Source organism: Acidovorax sp., from assembly GCF_046294525.1.
GTDB lineage: Bacteria > Pseudomonadota > Gammaproteobacteria > Burkholderiales > Burkholderiaceae_C > Acidovorax.
On sequence record NZ_JBKBKQ010000027.1, the window covers coordinates 36,234 to 55,622 of the forward strand.

16 protein-coding genes are annotated in these 19,389 nt (G+C 66.6%); 2 read left to right on the top strand and 14 right to left on the bottom strand.

Features of this window, described 5'->3' with window-relative positions; all coding sequences use genetic code 11:
• Positions 1-19: 19 nt before the first annotated feature.
• The gene (locus ACK4HJ_RS19385) at positions 20-1,720 is read left to right on the top strand and encodes a DUF4384 domain-containing protein (RefSeq protein WP_409834625.1); all 1,701 of its coding nucleotides are present in this window, start codon (positions 20-22) and stop codon (positions 1,718-1,720) included.
• Entirely contained in the window at positions 1,717-2,907 is a 1,191-nt protein-coding gene (locus ACK4HJ_RS19390; RefSeq protein ID WP_409834591.1) for a hypothetical protein, read from the top strand. The genes ACK4HJ_RS19385 and ACK4HJ_RS19390 overlap by 4 nt, the downstream gene beginning before the upstream one ends.
• 53 nt (positions 2,908-2,960) lie before the next feature.
• On the opposite strand, the gene ACK4HJ_RS19395 is transcribed toward ACK4HJ_RS19390, so the two are convergent.
• From ACK4HJ_RS19395 to ACK4HJ_RS19460, 14 genes are all read right to left on the bottom strand, one after another.
• Entirely contained in the window at positions 2,961-4,019 is a 1,059-nt protein-coding gene (locus tag ACK4HJ_RS19395; RefSeq protein WP_409834593.1) for a diguanylate cyclase domain-containing protein, read from the bottom strand.
• 731 nt (positions 4,020-4,750) lie between these two features.
• Entirely contained in the window at positions 4,751-5,338 is a 588-nt protein-coding gene (locus ACK4HJ_RS19400; RefSeq protein WP_409834595.1) for a methylated-DNA--[protein]-cysteine S-methyltransferase, read from the bottom strand.
• A 79-nt stretch (positions 5,339-5,417) separates the two neighbouring features.
• The gene (locus ACK4HJ_RS19405; RefSeq protein WP_409834597.1) at positions 5,418-6,323 is read right to left on the bottom strand and encodes an SDR family oxidoreductase; all 906 of its coding nucleotides are present in this window, start codon (positions 6,321-6,323) and stop codon (positions 5,418-5,420) included.
• Positions 6,324-6,505: 182 nt separating this feature from the next.
• Positions 6,506-7,438, bottom strand: a complete 933-nt coding sequence (locus ACK4HJ_RS19410) for a glutathione S-transferase family protein (protein WP_409834599.1) — start codon at positions 7,436-7,438, stop codon at positions 6,506-6,508.
• 30 nt (positions 7,439-7,468) lie between these two features.
• A complete protein-coding gene (locus ACK4HJ_RS19415) occupies positions 7,469-9,130 on the bottom strand; it encodes an isovaleryl-CoA dehydrogenase (protein WP_409834601.1) in 1,662 nt (553 codons plus the stop codon).
• A 9-nt stretch (positions 9,131-9,139) separates the two neighbouring features.
• The gene (locus ACK4HJ_RS19420) at positions 9,140-9,604 is read right to left on the bottom strand and encodes a GNAT family N-acetyltransferase (protein ID WP_409834602.1); all 465 of its coding nucleotides are present in this window, start codon (positions 9,602-9,604) and stop codon (positions 9,140-9,142) included.
• Entirely contained in the window at positions 9,604-10,620 is a 1,017-nt protein-coding gene (locus tag ACK4HJ_RS19425; protein ID WP_409834603.1) for an NADP-dependent oxidoreductase, read from the bottom strand. Before ACK4HJ_RS19425 ends, ACK4HJ_RS19420 begins: the two co-directional genes overlap by 1 nt.
• Positions 10,621-10,715: 95 nt before the next feature.
• Positions 10,716-11,147, bottom strand: coding sequence for a PaaI family thioesterase (locus ACK4HJ_RS19430; RefSeq protein ID WP_409834605.1), 432 nt, complete (start codon positions 11,145-11,147; stop codon positions 10,716-10,718).
• A gap of 226 nt (positions 11,148-11,373) precedes the next feature.
• Positions 11,374-12,165 carry an SDR family oxidoreductase gene (locus ACK4HJ_RS19435; protein ID WP_409834607.1) on the bottom strand — a complete coding sequence of 264 codons (792 nt, stop codon included), beginning with the start codon at positions 12,163-12,165 and terminating at the stop codon, positions 11,374-11,376.
• Positions 12,166-12,293: 128 nt separating this feature from the next.
• The gene (locus tag ACK4HJ_RS19440) at positions 12,294-12,503 is read right to left on the bottom strand and encodes a hypothetical protein (protein WP_409834608.1); all 210 of its coding nucleotides are present in this window, start codon (positions 12,501-12,503) and stop codon (positions 12,294-12,296) included.
• A gap of 1 nt (position 12,504) precedes the next feature.
• The gene (locus ACK4HJ_RS19445; RefSeq protein WP_409834610.1) at positions 12,505-14,361 is read right to left on the bottom strand and encodes an acyl-CoA dehydrogenase; all 1,857 of its coding nucleotides are present in this window, start codon (positions 14,359-14,361) and stop codon (positions 12,505-12,507) included.
• Between the two features lie 104 nt (positions 14,362-14,465).
• Entirely contained in the window at positions 14,466-15,650 is a 1,185-nt protein-coding gene (locus tag ACK4HJ_RS19450; protein WP_409834612.1) for a hypothetical protein, read from the bottom strand.
• Positions 15,651-15,793: 143 nt separating this feature from the next.
• The gene (locus ACK4HJ_RS19455) at positions 15,794-16,969 is read right to left on the bottom strand and encodes an acetyl-CoA C-acyltransferase (protein ID WP_409834614.1); all 1,176 of its coding nucleotides are present in this window, start codon (positions 16,967-16,969) and stop codon (positions 15,794-15,796) included.
• Between the two features lie 34 nt (positions 16,970-17,003).
• Complete coding sequence (locus ACK4HJ_RS19460) at positions 17,004-19,103, bottom strand: 3-hydroxyacyl-CoA dehydrogenase NAD-binding domain-containing protein (protein WP_409834616.1); 2,100 nt, start codon at positions 19,101-19,103, stop codon at positions 17,004-17,006.
• Between the last annotated feature and the right edge of the window lie 286 nt (positions 19,104-19,389).

Here is a 19,389-nt window from a genome sequence, read left to right on the forward strand (position 1 = left end):
CCGTCCGTGGGTACTGTGGATGGCGTGGGTGGCTTGCTCCGTGGCGCTGCTCAGTGGCTGCGCGCTGCCCATGGACGCCCGACGGGATGCGGAATTCCAGGAGCGTGCACCGGTCAGCAGCCGGCCCGTGGTGCGCCCCACGCGGTCCATATCCAGCTTTTCCGATTCGCTGATGTGCATGGACCACCTGCTGCGCGATGCCCGCTTGCCCACCACGCTGGTCACGAGCAAGCAGATCCCGGACTACTCCAACCGCGTGGCCGTCGCCACCAAGGAGATGGTCATCACCGCCATCTCACAGATGTCGCGGCTGAGCAATGCCTTCCGCTACGTGGACTACGAGGTGGACATTGCCCGCCAGGACACGGTGCAGAACCTCACCACCATCCTGCTCAACAACAACCAGATGCAGCTGCAGCGGCCGGCGCTGTACCTGTCAGGCGCCATCGCGTTCGTGGACCAGAACGTGATCAGCCGCCGGTTTGACACAGGCCTGTCCGGCCCCCGCATCGAGACCGGCTATAGCCGCAGCCGCAACGCCACCATCATCGGGCTGGAGATGCACCTGGGCGACTTTCGCACACGCACCCTGATCCCCGGCCTGGACTCGGCCAACGAGGTCATCGTGGGCAACGGCGGCGAGGGGTGGGACCTTGCCGGCCGCATCGGCAGCTATGGCGTGCAGTTCAACGTGGGGCGCGACTACACCCAGGGCACGGGTGGCGCCGTGCGCACGCTGGTGGAGCTCGCCACCATCGAGCTGATGGGCAAGTGGGCCCGTGTTCCCTATTGGCAGTGCCTGACGCTGGAGCAGAACCACCCCGACTTCCAGCGCCAGCTGCGCGACTGGTATGACGAAGGCACGCCGGCTGTGCACCAGCAACTGGTGCGGCGCTCGCTGGTCAGCCGCGGGTATCTCGGCGCCGCAGACGACGCTGTACCCGGCAGCACCCCCGCCGATCCCAGCCCCGCGTTCCGTGCCGCGCTGGCGCGCTTTCAGGCAGACCAGGGCATGGTGGTGACGGGCACCGTGGACTTCGTCACCTACGAACGCGCACTGCGGCACTTTGTCGAACTGACCAGTGATGGCACGCTGGCGCGCGTAGGCTGGGCCACCACCAGTGCCGAACCGGTGGCCGCCGCTGCCAACGTGGCGGCGCCCATGCCCGCAGCCTTTGTGCCGCTCGGCACACCGCCGGCCTATGGCTCCGCCGCGCCCGAGCGCACCATCGACCTGCAGATCGAAAACGTGCTGCTGGACCGCACCGCGTTTGAAGTGGGCGAGCAGGTGTTCCTGTCGGCCACGGTGTCGCGCGCGTCGTACCTGCAGTGCTATCTGGCCGATGCCACGGGCACCGTCATCCGGCTGCTGCCCAACCAGGCCAATACCTCGGGCTGGGTGTCGGCCCACCAGGCTGTGCGCATACCAGACTGGATGAGCCCCAACCCCGGCTTCATCATGGATGCGGCCAGCCCCGGCACCGAGGGGGTCGCGTGCTTTGCCGCCGATGCCGACAGCATGCCGCGCCTGCCCACGGCGCTGCAGGGCCCGCCGCTCAAGCCCATTGCAGGCTACCGCTCGCTGGAGAAGGTCAACGAGGCATTTGCCGCTGCGCTGGGCACCCAGGGCTACACCGGCAACGCCATCTACTGGCAGGTCGTGCCCCGCCGCGCAGCGCCCTCTCCTGCGGCACCGGCGGCCCCGGCCAAGAAGCCATGAAGGGAGTCCCCCGTGCCTACGCCCTGGCACTGTGCGGGTGCTGCGCCGGTCTGGTTTGCGGCAGCGTGCTGGCTGGGGTACAGGCACAGGCTGCGGCAGGTGCCGAGCCGGTGGCTCCGCCAATGCCCGCCGCGCCTCCTGCACTGCTGGCACCCGCGCCTGCCGACGCTGCCCAGCGCGCGCGGGTGGAGGCCCTGCGCGCCGCAGCGTCTGCAGTGCCAACCCCCGGCCGCACACCTGCCCCGCTCATGAAAACACCCGCACAGCGCGATGCCGCATGGCTGCTGGGCCTGCTGGCGCTGCACGGCCTGGGCATGCCCCCGGATGCGCCCCAGGCCCAGCACTGGTTTGAGCGCGCGCAAGCCCTGGGCCACAGCCTGGCGCCTGCCGGACTGGCATGGTGCGCGCTGCAGGGCTGCGGCACCGGGCAGCCCAACCCCGTGCTGGCACGCCCCTGGCTTGAGCCGCTGCGGCGCGCAGACCCGGGGCGTGCGCAGTTTCTGGAATGGCTGGTGGAGCAGCAGCTGGCCCCGCTGGGCGCGCTTGGCGCGCCGCCCGGACCCGCCCCGGTGGTTGTGCCCCACGCTGCGGGGCCTGCGCATGCGCTTTCGGCCGCCACCGATGCGCGCACGCTGCTGCGCGCCGCTGCACAGTCCGGCAATGCCCAGGCATTGAACGAGCTGGGGCTGGAGCTGCTGGCCGCCGGACGCCTGCACGAAGCGCTGGCGCAGTTCAACGCGGCCGCGCCACGGTCTGACGCCGCACGGGCCAACGCGCAGTTACTGGGCCAGCGCCTGCAGGCCAGCACCGCGGCGGCTGCGGGCCCCGCACGGCACACCGCGCACGACTGGCTGCTGCAGGCCCAGAGCTACCACCGCGGCGATGGCGTGCCCGCCAATTACAGCGAGGCGGTGCGCCTGTACCAGATTGCCGCAAGCGCGGGCGATGCCACCGCGCGGCGCATGCTGCAGCTCATTTTCTCGCGCGCTGCACCCGGCGGGCAGATCGACGTGGCATGGATGCAGCAGCTCGCCACTGCCGAGCTGGCTGCCACGACAGGCCCCGCCGCCGCCCCGGCGACTCTGCCCCGCTGGCAACGCGACCCCACGCCGCTGTGGGACCTGGTTCCACTGGAGTGGCGCAGTACCGCGCAGGGTGTTGTGGCAGCACCGGCCATGGCACGCTAAAGCGTTCGCTCAGCTTGCGCACTACGCAGCCAGAGGGCGGCATTGAAGCCCCATCACCCACCCTCCTGGTCTGCGGACGGGGGCTCGCGCGCGCCGCCATCCAGTTCGATACGGTTGCGCCCGGCCTGCTTGGCGCGGTACATGGCACGGTCGGCGCGGCGCACCAGTGTGTCGGGCGTGTCGTCGCGCTGCGGCACCACGCTGGCCACCCCAAAGCTCACGGTGACGATGCCGTGCGGTGCGCCCTCGTGCGGCAGCGCCAGCTGCTGGATCGCCTGCTGGATGTGCAACGCCACCTCACCCGCAGCGGCCATGTCGGCGCCTGGCAGCAGCACCACAAACTCCTCGCCGCCAAACCGCGCCGCCAAGTCTCCGTCGCGCCGCGCACCGGTCTGCGCCAGCGTCAGCGCCAGGGCCTGCAGGCACTTGTCGCCCGCCAGGTGCCCGTAGTGGTCGTTGAAGTGCTTGAACACATCCACGTCCAGCAGGATCAGCGACAACGGTGCCCCCGCACGCTGGGCCCGCGCCCATTCGTGCGCCAGTGTCTGGTCAAAGTGGCGCCGGTTGGCTATGCCGGTCAACCCGTCGGTGTTGCTGATCCACTGCAGCCGCTGGTTCGCGTCGGCAAGGGCTTGCGTGCGTTCCTCCACCAACGCCTGCAGCTCGCGGTTCTGCGCCTGCAACTGCTCCATGGGGTAGACCTCGCCTTCGCGCACCACGCCAAAAGGTATGGAGGTGCTGCTGTGCACCACCTTCCAGTCGTCCCCTTCGCGGTAGAACACCACCACCAGCCGCGCTGTCTCGCGGGCCAGCAGCGCGTCTTCCAGCGGAAGGCGGATGTGGAAGAAGGCGGTGGCGGCCAGCACGTCGTCACCCCAGTCCTGCGCAAAAAAATCCACAAGCTCGATGCCGATGCGGCCGGGCACCTGGGCAAAGTCCTGCTGCGTGATGTTCAACCATTCGCTGCGGGTTTTGACGAGCTGGTCACTGCTGCCAGCAAAGCCGCTGAAGTTGTCGCTGAAACGGGTGAGTAGCCGCGCGTCGCGCGTGGCGTACATCTCGATGTACTCGTCGAACAGGAGGCGGATGAGTCGCTGGCGTTCCGGTGTCATGGGCAGATTCCTGTGCAGCAGCGGGAAGGCGGCGGGCCGGGAGGGCAGGCGCTCTGATGAATGTAGCACTGCAGGCTCCATCAATGCGCCTTGGAAGGGTTTCTGCGGATCGCAGCCGTCGGCTATCGCGCCCGACGATCTTGCACCACGCGCCTGTGTGGCGAAGAATGGGCCACCCCGCATCACCTGCGCACCGATGCACCGCCGCTTGCCAGTCGCTGCCCACATGCCCCACCGGCCCTTGCTGCACTACCAGTACCAGCACTCATCGCAGACGCTGCGGCAGGGGCTGGACGAATACTTTGCCGCGCACCCCGGACTGCCCCAGGGTCGCGACCTGTCGCCTGCGGCGCAGGCGTTCTTTGAGGCCCACGACCGTGTGCACGTGGTCTATGGCTGCAACATCGGCCTGGCCAGCGAGGCAGCCGTCAAGCTGGCCAGCATCTGCGGAACCACTGCAGGGCTGGCGGTGCTCAAGGGCTATGCGTTGCACGAATCGCGGCAGATCTACCGCCAGCTGCGCCCCGCCGACGTGCTGCGCAAACTGGTCCCGGCGCTGTGGTCCGCACCACGCGTCTGCGGGCGCTGCAGCCAGCAGACCGCGCGCTGGCCCTGGGACACCCCGGCCGATCACCTGCACACGCCATTGGCGGCACTGCGGGCCCGCTATGGCATCCGCGTAAGCGGGCTGGCGCCTGAGAGCGTGTGCCCCTCCAGCCCCCGGACATGCATCAATCAAACAGGGGCAAGGTCCCGCCCGGGCACGCGCCCTCAATGGCCAGCATGCGCAGCTTGGTGGCGGCCCCGCCGCTGGCCGAGAAGCCGCCGGGTTGCCCCCCGGCCGCCAGCACCCGGTGGCAGGGCACCACGGGGGCGAAAGGGTTCGCGCCCAGTGCCTGGCCCACGGCGCGGGCCAGGCCCGGGTTTCCCAGTTGCCGGGCAACGTCGCCATAGGTGAGCGTGCTGCCGGGCGCAATGGCGCGGGCGACGGCGTAGACCTGCTGGTGCAAGGGCGGCAGGCCTTCCATGTCAAGCCGCACCTCGCGCAGGTCGCGCGGCTCGCCAGCCAGCAGGGCCTGGATGCCGGTGATGGCATCGCGCACGGCTTGCGGCGGCGTGGCGGCCGCATGGCACTGCGGCAGCTTGCGCAGCAGGCGGGCGCGCGTGGCTTCCGCGCTTTGCTCAGGCAACTGCACCGCCACAATGCCGGCCGGCCCCCAGGCAATGCCGCAGGCACCCAGCGCGGTGTCGAACAGCGCATGGCCGTGCCCAGAGTTGGAAGCCGGCTCAGCCAGGGACGGGGTTGGCGGGATCAGCATTTACTATGCTTTTAATAGCTGCCAGCGCTTGTTAGGAAAGCGCTAAACCCCATTTTGATCAATAATCCGACTCTGCACATCAATCCGCACGCAGCGCGGCGCGCAGCTGTGCGCCCACCTCGGGTTTGCCGGCAAATGGGTCGGTGGGGTTGCGGCCCATCATCACGTCCTCCATGCGCGTCTGCACCGAGGCCAGGGCCTTGGGGTGGCTGTAGATGTAGAACTGCCCCTGTGCCGCTGCGTCGAACACCTTTTGCGCCACCTCGGCTGCGGTGATCTTGCCGCTGGTCACGGCCTTGTCGCTCATGGCCTGGCCGATGAGCTGGCTCTTGGTGGGCTTGTCGGCAGGCATGTCCTGCGGGCGGTTGCGGTGGCTCTGGTGGATGCCGGTGGGTACGAAGAAGGGGCACAGCACACTGGCGCCGATCTGGTCGGTGACGAGCGACAGGTCCTGGTACAGCGTCTCCGACAGGGCCACCACCGCATGCTTACTCACGTTGTAGATGCCCATGTTGGGCGCATTGAGCAGCCCCGCCATGCTGGCCGTGTTGATGATGTGGCCGCGCCAGGCCGGGTCGGCCTTGGCGGCTGCCAGCATCATGGGCGTGAACAGGCGCACGCCATGCACCACGCCCCACAGGTTCACGCCCAGCACCCATTCCCAGTCCTTGACCGAGTTCTCCCACACCAGGCCGCCCGCGCCCACGCCCGCGTTGTTGAAGACCATGTGCGGCGCGCCAAACCGCTGCTGCACGTCGGCGGCCAGCTGCTCCATCTGGGCAGCGTTCGACACGTCTACCTTGCGCGACAGCACCTGGGCGCCTGCAGCCTGCATCTCGGCGGTGGCGGCGTCAAGCGCATCCTGCTGCACATCCACCAGCACCAGGTTCATGCCCAGGCGTGCGCCAATGCGCGCGCATTCCAGGCCAAAGCCCGAGCCTGCGCCGGTGAGGACGGCGGTTTTGCCGGCAAAGTTGTCGATCATGGTTTTGTCTCCTTCAAGTCGTTGATATTTACAGCGTCGGTGAAAGCTGGAGGGCCCAGACCAGGGACGCCGAGCGAGGGCCGCCGAGCCACGTATGCGGCGCCTCGCTTGCGTGCGAGGGTGTCGTCCCCCTTCCAGAAATGCGTCAGCATTTCGAGAGAAGGGGGAAGCGGCACAGCCGCTCAGGGGGATGCCCTTAATACATACCCAATGCGGGGGAAATGCACATGCACCGTGCCCGCGCGCGGGTCGGTGCGGCGCAGGGTGTAGCGGGTGCGGGTGGCGGCAATCAGCTCGCCTTCCGTAGGCTCCGTGCCAAAACTCTCGGCGGCAATGGTGACGCGCGTGCCCAGCGGGATGCCGTGCTCGTCCTGAAACACATCGTCCGTCAAAGGCAGGGGCTCCATGCCTGCTGCCACGGTGATCGCATCCTCCGCGCTGAACTTCTCCATGCGGCCATGGCCCAGTGCTGCGATGCGGTCCATCCACTCCAGCACAGCGGGCGTGTTGGTGAAGATGTCCATCATCACCGGCACGCACTGGCGGGTGAACCACAGCGGGTGGTAGGCAGCGAAGTCGGCCAGGCAGGGCTCCGCACCGAACAGAAATTCGTGCTCCTCGGCCATGTGCGCAATGCGGCGCAGGTACGAGCGGTAGGCAGCCGTCGCGTCAGCAGGGCGCAGGCGCTGCATGCCGGCACTCATCTCGCGGCGGTCTTCGCCAAACACTTGCGCGACGGCCGGTGGCAAATTGGCAAACAGCACGGCAGCGCCCTTGGGCTGCAAGTTGTAGGCCATGGCAGCCCAGAACAGCGTGGTGTCGGCCCACTGCGCAAACACGCGCGCCACGCCCTTGAGGTGCGGCGGGTAGAGCACGGGCTCGGGCTGTTCGTGCTCCAGCACGTCGCAGATGAGGGCCGAGTCGCAATAGATGTCGGCACCGATCTGCAAGAACGGCGTCTTGCGGTAACCCCCCGTGAGCGCCACCACATCGGGCTTGGGCATGACGCTGGGGATGATCACGGACTTCCAGGCCAGCTGCTTGAAGCCGAGCACCGCGCGGATCTTTTCGGAGAACGGCGACGAGGGGTAGTGGTGCAGGATGAGGTGAGACATGGGGTTCTCCGCAAAATTCTGTAGGGTGAATCAGGCCAGGAGCGCACGGGCCAGGATGGCGTCCAGGTTGACACCCGCGCCCAGCGTGCCAAAGCTGTAGCCCCAGTCGCCGGAGAGGCGCGAGTCGCAAAACGCGCGGAAAACGGCACCGGGCGCACTGCGCAGCAGCAGGGCCGCCTGCACGGCCAGCGCCACATCCTGCGCGAGGCGCCGGGCCTCGGCCTCGGTGGTCATGGCGTCCACGCGCAGGGGCAACGCGCCGGCCAGACGGTCCAGCGCCGGATGGGCGCCGCGTGCGGGTGCCAGTTCGGCGTCCAAAGCGGCAGCGGTGTCGGCGCGGCGCACGGCGCGCATCAAATCCAGCGCCATGATGTTTCCCGCGCCTTCCCAGATGGAGTTGAGCGGCATCTCGCGGTAGATGCGGGCCATCACGCCTTCGCCGCCCTCTTCCACATAGCCGTTGCCGCCCAGGCATTCCATGGCCTCCTGCGCAAACACGCTGCCGCGCTTGCACACCCAGAACTTGGCCACGGGTGTGAGCAGGCGGGCCATGATGGCCTCGTGCTCGCTCTTGTCTTTGTGGTCAAAGGCGCTCGCAAGCCTTATGGAGAGAGCGGTAGCCGCTTCACTTTCCAGCGCCAGATCGGCGAGCACGTTGCGCATGAGTGGCTGGTCGATGAGCTTCTTGCCAAAGGCCGAGCGCTGGCGCGTGTGGTGCAGCGCAATGCTGAGCGCCTGTCGCATCAGGCCGCTGGTGCCCAGGGCGCAGTCCAGGCGCGTCATGGTGCCCATTTCCAGGATCTGCGCCACGCCCCGGCCCTCCTCGCCCACGCGCCAGGCCATCGCGTCAATGAACTCGACCTCGGAGCTGGCGTTGGCGTGGTTGCCCAGCTTGTCTTTCAGGCGCTGGATGCGGATGGCGTTCACGGTGTCGTCCGGCAGCACACGCGGCAGGAAAAAGCAGGTGAGCCCGCCGGGCGCCTGCGCCAGGATCAGGAACGCATCGCACATGGGCGCGGAAAAGAACCACTTGTGCCCCGTGATGCGGTAGCGCGCGCCCCAGGCATCCTCGCCATCCGGCACGGCCTGGGTGGTGTTGGCGCGCACGTCCGATCCGCCCTGCTTCTCGGTCATGCCCATGCCCATGGTGAGCGCGGATTTTTGCGAGAACAGCGCCAGGCGCGGGTCGTACTGCGTGCTCGACAACCCCTTGCTCCAATCCGCCCATACCGCTGAATTGCCGCGCAATGCCGGGGTCACGGCGTAGCTCATCGACACAGGGCACAGCACCGAGGGTTCGGCTTCGGTGAACAGCATGAAGCCTGCGGCCCGCTCGGTATGCGCGTGGCCCGTGTCCTGGCGCGACCATGGCGTGGCATGCAGGCCGTGGCGCAGCGCGGCGCCGATGAGGGCGTGGTAGCTGGGGTGAAACTCCACCACATCGGTGCGGTGGCCGAAGCGGTCGTGGGTGCGCAGTTGGGGCTTGTAGGTGTTGGCGAGCCGAGCATGGGTCTGCATTTCGGCCGATCCCATCTCCGCGCCCAGCGCCGCGAGGCCCGCCAGCGGCAGGCCGGGGGCATGCAGGCGCAGCGCGTCCTGCAAGGGCTGGTTGTTGGTGAACAGGTTCACATCGGCCCAGGGCGTGCTCTGGTTGAACACCTCATGGGTGGCAGCAAGGGTGGCAGCGGTCATGGCGGCTCCTCAGGCGGTGGGGCTGTCACCCCGTCTCAGCATTTCGATGTGGGGGATATCGTCTTCCAGGTACTCATCGGACACGGCCTCAAAACCCAGGCTGCCGTAGAAGCCCTGCAGATGGGCCTGCGCGCTGATGCGGATGCCCCGCCCCGGCCAAGCCTGGCTGCAGCGAGCGATGCCCTCGGCCATAAGCGCCCTGCCCGTGCCGTTGCCGCGCGCTTCCTTGGCAGTGACCACTCGGCCGATGGAGGGCTCGGGGTAGTTCACGCCCGGGTCCACCACACGCAGGCAAGCCTGTGCCACGCCGGCTTCGTCGTAACCCAGCAGGTGGTAAGACTTTTTGTCGGCAGCGTCCGGGTCTTGGTAGGGCCCCTGCTCCAGAATGAACACCTTGCAGCGAAGGGCCAGGGCGTCATGCAGCGCGTGCACGCCCAGGTCATCGAAGCGGGCCCAGGTCCACTTCAGCATCATCAGATCAGCTTGACCAGTTGCTTGCCAAAGTTCTTGCCCTTGAGCAGGCCCAGGAAGGCCTCGGGCGCAGCGGCAATGCCGTGGGCAATGGTTTCGCGCGGGCGCAGTTTGCCGGTGCCAACCAGCGTGCCCAGTTCCTTGAGCGCCTCAGGCCAGACTTCCATGTGCTCGCTCACAATGAAACCTTCGACCTTCATGCGGTTGATGAGCATGAGCGCGGGGTTGGCCATGGGCAGCGGCGCGCCGTCGTAGCCAGCGATCATCCCGCACAGGGCAATGCGGCTGAAGGCGTTCATGCGCAGCATCACGGCGTCCATGATCCAGCCGCCCACGTTTTCGAAGTAGCCATCGATGCCGTTGGGGCAGGCTTCCTTCAGGACCTTGGACATGGCCTTCACGTCGCTGTGTTCCTTGTAGTCGATGCAGGCGTCAAAGCCCAGTTCTTCCACAGCGTACTTGCACTTGTCGGCGCCACCGGCAATGCCCACCGCACGGCAGCCCCGGGCCTTGGCCAAAGCGGCAAAGGCGCTGCCCACGGCGCCAGTAGCGGCGCTTACCACCACGGTGTCGCCTTCCTTGGGCGCAATGATCTTGACCAGGCCGTACCAGGCGGTCACGCCAGGCATACCCACGGCGCCCAGGTAGTGCGACAGCGGCACATGGGTGGTATCGACCTTGCGCAGCGCGCCGGGCTGCTCGGCATTGACCACGCTGTACTCCTGCCAGCCGCCCATGCCCACCACCTTGTCGCCCACGGCGTACTTGGGGTGCTTGCTCTCGGCCACCTCGCCCACGGTGCCGCCGATCATGACTTCGCCCAGCGCCTGCGATGCGGCGTAGCTCTTGCTCTCGTTCATGCGGCCGCGCATATAGGGGTCCAGGCTCAGAAAGTGGTGGCGCACCAGCACCTCGCCGTCCTTGAGCGCGGGCGTGTCGGTGGCCACCAGCTTGAAGTTGCTGGCCACGGCTTCGCCTTGGGGGCGGTTGTCGAGAACGATTTGTTGGTTGCGTGGCATGAGAGGCTCCTTCAGAATGTTTTTCACTATTAATTCAATAGCTGCCAGCGCTTATGGATAAAGCGCCAGAGGCCAATTTGTATTAAAAATCTGACTCAATCGGTGGAAATGACCTTGAGGTCATTCACATTGCGCCCATCGACTGGCAGTCGCCGCACGTACTTGAACGTGCCGGTGGCATGGCAACACACCTTGCCCTGCGCGTCATACACCGTGCCTTCGGTAAAAGCCATGGTGGCCGTGCGGTGAATGAGACGCCCCTTGGCCACCAGCGGCCCGCGTGCGGGCTGCATGAAGCTGGTCTTCATCTCGATGGTGACCACGCCCATGTCGGGCGTCTCGCTGCGCGCCGCCGTGGCCATGGTCACGTCCAGCAGCGTCATCGACGCACCGCCGTGGGTCACGGCAAACGAATTCAAGTGCTCGGGCTGGGCTTCGTAACGCAGCTCGGACTCGCCGCCCTCCATACGGTGCAGCGTGAAGCCCAGATGGTGGACAAAGGGGATTTCGACACCGAAACTGATCAAGGTTTTTTCCTTTGGAAACGTAGGTCGCAACTGGCGCGGTCCAGGCGAGGGAAGCAGAGCAAGGGCCGCCCCACACCGAATGCGTCGTCCCCCTTCCCGAATCGCACAGCGATTCGAGAGAAGGGGCTGAGGGCCGCGGCTCCAAGCCTGCCCATGCAGGCTTGGACGTGCCCGAAGAGCTGCCGCCACCGGCGGCCGCACCGAGCGGCGGGCCTCAGGGGGATTTTCACCCTCCAGTCACAATGCTCACGCCTCCGTCCACCGCCAGCCATTGGCCCGTGATGTGCTTGCCCGCATCCGACGCGTACAACGCGCACATGCCCTTCAAGTCTTCATCATCACCCAGGCGGCCCAGCGGGGCGTGCGCGGCCAGCGCTTCCTCGCCCATGGCCTTCAAGGTGCCCACTGTCATCTTGCTCGGGAAGAAACCCGGGCAGATCGCGTTGACGCGGATGTTGTACGCACCCCATTCGGCCGCCAGCGCACGGGTGAAGTTGATCACCGCGCCCTTGGAGGTGTTGTAAGCAATGGTGTTCATGCCCTTGGGGTTGCCGCCCAGGCCGGCGATCGACGCCACGTTGATGATGCTGCCGCTGCGGCGGCCGATCATGCTGTGCTTGGCGATGTGCTGGCTCAGGATGAAGTAGCCGCGCACGTTGAGGTTCATCACCTTGTCCCAGGCCTCCACGGGGTGGTCTTCGGCCGGGGCGCCCCAAGCGGCGCCCGCGTTGTTGACGAGGATGTCCACATGGCCCAGGCGCTGCAGGGTTTCGTCGGCCAGGCGGCGGATGTCTTCTTCCTTGGCGCAGTCGGCGGCGATCCAGCTGGCTTCGATGCCGGCTGCCTTCAGGTCGGCAGCGGCTTCTTCCAGGTCGGAGGCCTTGCGCGAGCTGAGCACGATCTTGGCGCCCGCCTCGCCCAGCGCATGCGCCAGTTGCAGGCCCAGGCCGCGCGAGCCGCCGGTCACCAGGGCGGTCTTGCCCGTCAGGTCAAACAGTTGTTGGATGGTGCGTGTCATGTGTTGTCTCCTTGAAGTGTGTTGTGTGTCGGGTGTGGCGTGCCACGGCGGGTGCCGTACGGCGCTGTGAGTGGCGCCGCTCGCTCGGGAGAGTTGTTTGCTCTGGCAGGCATTGTGCGCCGCCTGGATCAGGATGGCGCGCCAGATTTCATGCGGGCGCGCACGGCAATCAGCACCACGCCGACTGCGGCCGCCAGCGCGCCGCCCACCACCAAGCCCCAGCCAACGGCAGCGTCCTGACGAGAGGTGGCCAAGCCCAGGACCAGGGTCAGCAGGCCGCCGTAGATCAGCACCCAGACCAGGCGCTCGACGACAAGCCGTGTGCGTGCCGAGGCCATGTCAGAACGCCTCTTCCGGCAGGTTGGTGCAGGTGGCGTCGCGCGTGCTCACCACCTGCAGCCAGGCGCCGATCTTGGGTAGCTCGTAGCGGAAGAAAAACTGCATCGCCCCCATGCGCCCCACGCTGGCCGGCTGCGCCAAGTCCGCATCGGCGGCCTGTGTGGCCAGGGCCAGCTCCAGCCAAACCCAGGCCAGCACCGTGTGGCCAAAGGCCTGCATGTACGGCACGGCATTGGCCAGTGCCTCGGCAGGCTCGCCCGTGGCCCAGGCGGCCTTGGTGGCCGCGCCCACCTGCTGCAGCGCGCCCGCCAGGGCGTTGGCATAGGCGGCCAGGGCGGGTGCCTGCAGCGCGCGCTGCACCGTGTCGTTGATGCGGCCGGCCACCAGTTGCAGGCCGCGGCCGTTTTCCATCAGCACCTTGCGGCCCAGCAGGTCCATGGCCTGAATGCCGTGCGTGCCCTCGTGGATCATGTTCAGGCGGTTGTCGCGCCAGTACTGCTCCACCGGGAAATCCCGGGTGTAGCCGTAGCCGCCATGGATCTGGATGGCCAGGCTGTTGGCCTCCAGGCACCACTCGCTGGGCCAGCTCTTGGCGATGGGCGTGAGCACTTCCAGCAGCAGACGCGCCTCGTCAGCGGCTTCAGCTGCGCCCGTGTGCTGTTCGTCCACCAGACGCGCGCAATACAGGTTCAGCGCCAGGGCGCCTTCGCCATAGCTCTTTTGCGCCAGCAGCATGCGCTTGATGTCAGCGTGCTCGATCAGGCGCACCTGGGGCGCACTCGCGTCTTTGCCGGCCTTGCCCACCGGGCGCCCCTGGGGGCGGTTCTTGGCGTAGTCCAGGCTGGCGTAGTAGCCCGCCAGGCCCAGCATGGTGGCCGCCATGCCGATGCCGATGCGCGCCTCGTTCATCATGTGGAACATGCACTTGAGGCCGTCGCCGGGCTTGCCCACCAGGTAGCCCACAGCGCCAGCGCCAGCGCCACCGCGCACGGGGTACGTGCCTTCGCCAAAGTTCAGCAGCGTGTTGGTGGTGCCACGCCAGCCCAGCTTGTGGTTCAGGCCCGCCAGCGCCACGTCATTGCGCTCGCCGGTCAGTTGGCCCTCGGTGTCCACCAGCTTCTTGGGTACGATGAACAGGGAAATGCCCTTCACGCCCGGCACCAGCTTGCCGTCCGGCCCGGGGATCTTGGCCAGCACCAGGTGCACGATGTTCTCGGTCAGCTCGTGGTCGCCCGAGCTGATCCACATCTTGTTGCCCTTGAGCCGGTAGCGCGGGCCCAGGGGGTCGCTTTCAAAGTCGGCACCATCGGGCGTGGCCCGCGTGGCGACGTCTGACAGGGACGAGCCCGCCTGCGGCTCCGACAGGCACATGGTGCCCGACCAGTGGCCGTTGAATTCGTTGAGCGCAAATACGCGCTTTTGCGTCTCGGTGCCATGCACCATGAGCAGGTTCGCGTTGCCGGATGTCAGCAGGTTCGAGCCAATGCTGATCGACGCCGCAGCAAAGAAGCTGTTGGCCGCCGCCTCCACCGTGTAGGGCAGCTGCATGCCGCCCACCTCGTAGTCCTGCGCGGCACTCAGCAGGCCCGATTCGGCATAGGCCCGGCGCGCCTCGTGGGTGGCCTGTGGCAGCACCACGCGCAGCGTGCCGTCGGGCTGCGTCTCGGTGCGAGGCTCTTCGGTGTCCACCACGCGGTTGAAAGGCGCGTACTTCTCACGGGCAATCCGCTCGGACGTGTCCAGCACCGCATCGAAGGTTTCGCGCGAGTGGTCCGCGAAGCGCTCACGCGTGGCAAGCGCCTCAGACTGCAGCCAGTTGTAGAGCAGGAAATCGAGGGTGGAGCGTAAGGTGGTCATGCCGCAAATTATGGGTGGGTGGGCTGCACAAACGGTGTCCGCTGGGCGACGGGCGCTGAGCCTGTGCGGGCCGCCCGCGCGGCCCGGCGGCACTGCCGCTGACATCAGCCACCGTGGCGGCGGCGCACCTGGTCGATGTGGGCCATGAGGCCCGCGCCAAACATGCGCGGGCCGGGGGCTTGCGGATCGCGGCCCAGCGCCTCCAGCTCGTCGCACAGCGCCAGGATGCGCGGGTTGCGCGCAACCTCGGCCGTGGAAAGCACCAACCGGTTGAACGGGTCCGTGTAGAGCATCGACTCGGACAGCGGGCGGGTGCAGCGCAGCGCATCCAGCCCCTGCACGGTGGACAGCATTTTCAGCAGCGGGCCCAGCACGGTTCGGCAGCGCTGCGCCAGCACAGGCAGGCCCGCGGCCAGCTCTTCGGGTGTGCGGAACACCAGCTGGCTGTTGTGGTTGTCGTCGGCTTCCACGATCAGCGTGGGGTCTGCGCGCAGCCACTGGTACAGGCGTACCAACGCGGTGTAGGGCAGCGGATCGTCTGGGGAGTCCTGGAAGTACTCGGGCAGGCCGTGGTCACGGATGCGCTCAGCCACGCGGTCCAGGCAGGACGCCACGGTCAACGTGAGAGCGAAGGCTCCTTGCGGCGTGCGCTTGATCACCACCAGCAACCAATGGCGGCCGCCATCAAAGTCCGCACGGAACAGCCGGCCCGCGCGCTCGGGCGTCGGCGCCTCCATCATGAGCGGCTCGTTGGCCGGGTCGTGCACCAATCCCTCTGCGGCCAGAAAGCCCCCGAGCACCTGCACCACCAGGCCCAGCACCCGGTCGGGCGGCGACAGCGCCGGCGGCTGCGCCCCGCCCTGCGCATCGCGTTCAGCCCGCCAGTCCATCCACCGGCGGTTGAGCACCATCGCCATGCGGTCAAAGTTGTGCCAGTGGCCCGGCACGCTGCAGAAATCGTCCAGCGCATGGCCGGTGCGCAGGAACTGGTCGGCAAACACCGAGCGGTAGTCGTTTTCATACTGCCGCGTGAAGTAGTGCTCCGAAAAGGCCAGGCCTTCCGGGTTGGCGTCCTCGGGGGCGAACTTGCCGTCGCAGGCGTCCAGCAAAAAATCCGCACAGCGGATGCGCCGCGCGCGCAGGTCCGCCTCATACCTGCTCAGCTCCTCGCTGCCCAGCCCCCGCAGTGTGAGCCACGCCACATACATGCCGATGTGCGTTGCCGCTGCCTCTTTCGCGAGTCCGGTCTGGAAGTCGGGGAAATAGTAGTCGGCGGAATCGAACAGCACAGCGCGCCTCTGGGGTAAAGCTAGGGAGCAAAAAGTTTAGCGGTAACGGTGCCGTACAGCCCAGCGCCCCACCCAACCAAAAACAAAAGCCCCCGCGGGGCCGGTGGCCAGCGGGGGCGATTCATTTGGCGATCAACCCGCGATCAGAACACTTCAAAAATGCCGGCCGCCCCCATGCCGCCGCCGATGCACATGGTCACGCACACCTTCTTGGCGCCGCGGCGCTTGCCTTCGATGAGGGCATGGCCCGTGAGGCGCTGGCCCGACACGCCGTAGGGGTGACCCAGGGCGATGGCGCCCCCGTTCACGTTCAGGCGGTCGGCAGGAATGCCCAGCGTGTCGCGGCAGTACAGCACCTGCACGGCGAAGGCTTCGTTCAGCTCCCACAGATCGATGTCGTCGACCTTGAGGCCCAGCTTCTTGAGCACCTTGGGCACGGCGAACACAGGGCCGATGCCCATCTCATCGGGCTCGCAGCCGGCCACGGCAAAGCCGAGGAAACGGCCCAGGGGCTTGAGGCCCTTCTGGCTCGCATAGGTTTCGCTGGTCACCACGCAGGCGCCCGCGCCGTCCGAGAACTGGCTGGCGTTGCCGGCCGAGATCAGGCCGCCGGGCAGCGCGGGGCGGATGCCGCTGATGCCTTCCTTGGTCGTGCCTTCGCGCGTGCCTTCGTCCTTGCTCACGGTGACCTGCTTGGTGATCAGGCCCAGCGTCTTGTCGGCGATGCCGGCAGTGACCGTGATGGGCGCGATCTCGGCATCAAACAGGCCATTGGCCTGGGCCGCGCAGGCTTTTTGCTGGCTGGCGGCGCCGTACTCGTCCATGGCGTCGCGGCCAATGTTGTAGCGCTTGGCCACCTGCTCGGCCGTCTGCAGCATGCTCCAGTAGATCTCGGGCTTCTGCTTGGCGAGAGCCAGGTCCTGAATCATGTGCAGGTTCATCTCTTGCTGCACGCAGGAGATGCTCTCCACACCGCCGGCCACGTACACATCGCCCTCGCCCGCGATGATGCGCTGGGCGGCGGTGGCAATGGTCTGCAGGCCCGACGAGCAAAAGCGGTTGATGGTCATGCCCGAGGTGGTGATGGGCAGGCCGGCCTTGAGTGCGATCTGGCGGGCAATGTTGCTGCCCGTCGCGCCTTCGGGCGTGGCGCAGCCCATGATCACGTCGTCCACGTCGGCGCCGTCGATGCCGGCACGCTGCACGGCATGCTGCACGGCATGGCCGCCCAGCGTGGCGCCGTGGGTCATGTTGAACGAACCCTTCCAGCTCTTGGCAAGCGGCGTGCGGGCGGTGGAAACAATCACTGCGGATGTCATGTGAATTCCTTGGTTCGGTAGATCGTGGCGCGGATTACTGGAAGGCCTTGCCTTCGGCGGCCAGCTTGGCCAGCAGGGGCGCGGGCTTCCAGGCGTTGGCGTCGTCCATGGGGTTCTGCGCAAAGCGGTTCATGGCCTGCACCAGGTTGAACAGGCCCACTTCGCTGGCGTAGTGCATGGGGCCGCCGCGGTGGATGGGGAAGCCGTAGCCGGTCAGGTACACCATGTCGATGTCGCCGGACTTGCTGGCGATGCCTTCTTCCAGGATCTTGGCGCCTTCGTTCACCAGCGCGAACACGAGGCGCTGCACGATTTCTTCGTCCGAAATCTTGCGCGGTGTCACGCCCAGGCTCTTGCGGTGGTCTTCGATCATCTTGTTCACCACGTCGCTCGGAATCGCGTCGCGCTTGCCGGCCTGGTAGTCGTACCAGCCTGCGCCGGTCTTCTGGCCGAAGCGGCCCATCTCGCACAGCAGGTCCGCAGTCTTGCTGTACTTCATGTCGGGCTTTTCGGTGTAGCGGCGCTTGCGGATGGCCCAGCCGATGTCGTTGCCGGCCAGATCGCCCATGCGGAACGGGCCCATGGCAAAGCCGAACTTCTCGATGGCCTTGTCCACCTGCTGGGGCGTGGCGCCTTCGTCCAGCAGGAAGCCGGCCTGCTGGCTGTAGCGCTCGATCATGCGGTTGCCGATGAAGCCGTCGCACACGCCCGAGACCACCGCCGTCTTCTTGATCTTCTTGCCCACGGCCATCACCGTGGCCAGCACGTCTTTGGCCGTCTCTTTGCCGCGCACCACTTCCAGCAGCTTCATCACGTTGGCCGGGCTGAAGAAGTGCATGCCCACCACGTCCTGCGGACGCTTGGTGAAGGAGGCGATCTTGTCCACGTCGAGCGTGGAGGTGTTGGAGGCCAGGATGGCGCCGGGCTTGGCGATTGCGTCCAGCTGCTTGAACACGGCCTCCTTCACGCCCATCTCTTCGAACACAGCCTCGATGATCAGGTCGCAGTCCTTGAGGTCGTCGTAGCTCAGCGTGGTGCTCAGCAGGGCCATGCGCTGTGCGTACTTGTCTTCCTTGAGCTTGCCCTTCTTGACCTGGGCTTCGTAGTTCTTCTTGATCGTGGCCACGCCACGGTCCAGCGCTTCCTGCTTGGTTTCCAGGATGGTGACGGGGATGCCAGCATTCAGGAAATTCATCGAAATACCGCCGCCCATCGTGCCGGCACCGATGACGCCCACCTTCTGGATGTCGCGCTTGGGGGTGTCCGACGGCACGTCAGGGATCTTGCTCGCGGCGCGCTCGGCCATGAACAGGTGGCGCAGCGCGCGGGACTCGGGCGTCCACATCAGGTTGATGAAGATCTCGCGCTCGACCAGCATGCCTTCGGCAAACTTCTTCTTGGTGGCCGCTTCGACTGCGTCCACGCACTTGACGGGCGCGGGGAAGTTCTTGGCCATGCCCTTGACCATGTTGCGCGCGAACTGGAAGTACGCATCGCCTTCGGGGTGCTTGCAGGGGAAGTTGCGCACCAGGGGCAGAGGACGTGCATCTGCCACGCTCTGGGCGAACGCCAGGGCTTCTTCGGCCAGTGACTCGGGTGACGCCGACATCTTGTCGAACAGCTTCTGGCCGGGCACGCCGGCAATCATTTCGCTCTTGACGGGCTCACCGCTCACGATGAGGTTGAGCGCCGCCTCCACCCCGATCACGCGGGGCAGGCGCTGTGTGCCGCCTGCGCCGGGGATCAGGCCGAGCTTCACTTCAGGCAGTGCGATCGAGCAGCCAGGCGCCGCAATGCGGTAGTGGCAACCCAGTGCCAGCTCCAGCCCGCCGCCCATGGCGACGGTGTGCATGGCAGCCACAACGGGCTTGGCCGAGTTTTCCACGGCCTGGATCACCGACAGCAAATTGGGCTCCTGCAGCGACTTGTCGGTGCCGAATTCCTTGATGTCCGCACCACCGGAGAAGGCGCCGCCTGCTCCGGTGATGACGATGGACTTGACCGCTGCATCGGCATTGGCGCGGGCCAGGCCGTCCACGATACCTTGGCGGGTGGCCAGGCCCAGCCCGTTGACGGGAGGATTGGCCAGCGTGATCACGGCAACGGAGCCGTGGACTTTGTATTCAGCGGTCATGGTGCTGTTGTTCCTTGGAAAATGGAAAAAGAACGGTCGTGCGTTTTTATTGTAGAGACTTCAACCAGATTTGGCAGTGTCAATTTGTCCCGGGCGGGACAAGGGGGTTTGACGTTCAACGGTGTGTCCGATGGTTGCCCTGAAGGACCAAGACCCGTTCACGCGGAGGTTCTATGGCTTTCGTCAAGTTCTGACAGCGACCAACGCAGGATCGAACAGGACGTGCTGTTTGAACAGTGAGAAAGCCACACGCAAGAGCTTGCGGGCAAGCACAACGAGCGCAGCT

What these genes read in the sequence shown, in the direction of transcription:
- ACK4HJ_RS19400 (WP_409834595.1), bottom strand. Translation starts at nt 5,338, where the DNA reads ATGCTGATCCCGCCAACCCCGTCCCTGGCTGAGCCGGCTTCCAACTCT.
- ACK4HJ_RS19445 (WP_409834610.1), bottom strand. Translation starts at nt 14,361, where the DNA reads ATGACCACCTTACGCTCCACCCTCGATTTCCTGCTCTACAACTGGCTG.
- ACK4HJ_RS19420 (WP_409834602.1), bottom strand. Translation starts at nt 9,604, where the DNA reads ATGATGCTGAAGTGGACCTGGGCCCGCTTCGATGACCTGGGCGTGCAC.
- ACK4HJ_RS19410 (WP_409834599.1), bottom strand. Translation starts at nt 7,438, where the DNA reads ATGTCTCACCTCATCCTGCACCACTACCCCTCGTCGCCGTTCTCCGAA.
- ACK4HJ_RS19390 (WP_409834591.1), top strand. Translation starts at nt 1,717, where the DNA reads ATGAAGGGAGTCCCCCGTGCCTACGCCCTGGCACTGTGCGGGTGCTGC.
- ACK4HJ_RS19435 (WP_409834607.1), bottom strand. Translation starts at nt 12,165, where the DNA reads ATGACACGCACCATCCAACAACTGTTTGACCTGACGGGCAAGACCGCC.
- ACK4HJ_RS19425 (WP_409834603.1), bottom strand. Translation starts at nt 10,620, where the DNA reads ATGCCACGCAACCAACAAATCGTTCTCGACAACCGCCCCCAAGGCGAA.
- ACK4HJ_RS19455 (WP_409834614.1), bottom strand. Translation starts at nt 16,969, where the DNA reads ATGACATCCGCAGTGATTGTTTCCACCGCCCGCACGCCGCTTGCCAAG.
- ACK4HJ_RS19405 (WP_409834597.1), bottom strand. Translation starts at nt 6,323, where the DNA reads ATGATCGACAACTTTGCCGGCAAAACCGCCGTCCTCACCGGCGCAGGC.
- ACK4HJ_RS19385 (WP_409834625.1), top strand. Translation starts at nt 20, where the DNA reads ATGGCGTGGGTGGCTTGCTCCGTGGCGCTGCTCAGTGGCTGCGCGCTG.
- ACK4HJ_RS19460 (WP_409834616.1), bottom strand. Translation starts at nt 19,103, where the DNA reads ATGACCGCTGAATACAAAGTCCACGGCTCCGTTGCCGTGATCACGCTG.
- ACK4HJ_RS19395 (WP_409834593.1), bottom strand. Translation starts at nt 4,019, where the DNA reads ATGACACCGGAACGCCAGCGACTCATCCGCCTCCTGTTCGACGAGTAC.
- ACK4HJ_RS19415 (WP_409834601.1), bottom strand. Translation starts at nt 9,130, where the DNA reads ATGACCGCTGCCACCCTTGCTGCCACCCATGAGGTGTTCAACCAGAGC.
- ACK4HJ_RS19440 (WP_409834608.1), bottom strand. Translation starts at nt 12,503, where the DNA reads ATGGCCTCGGCACGCACACGGCTTGTCGTCGAGCGCCTGGTCTGGGTG.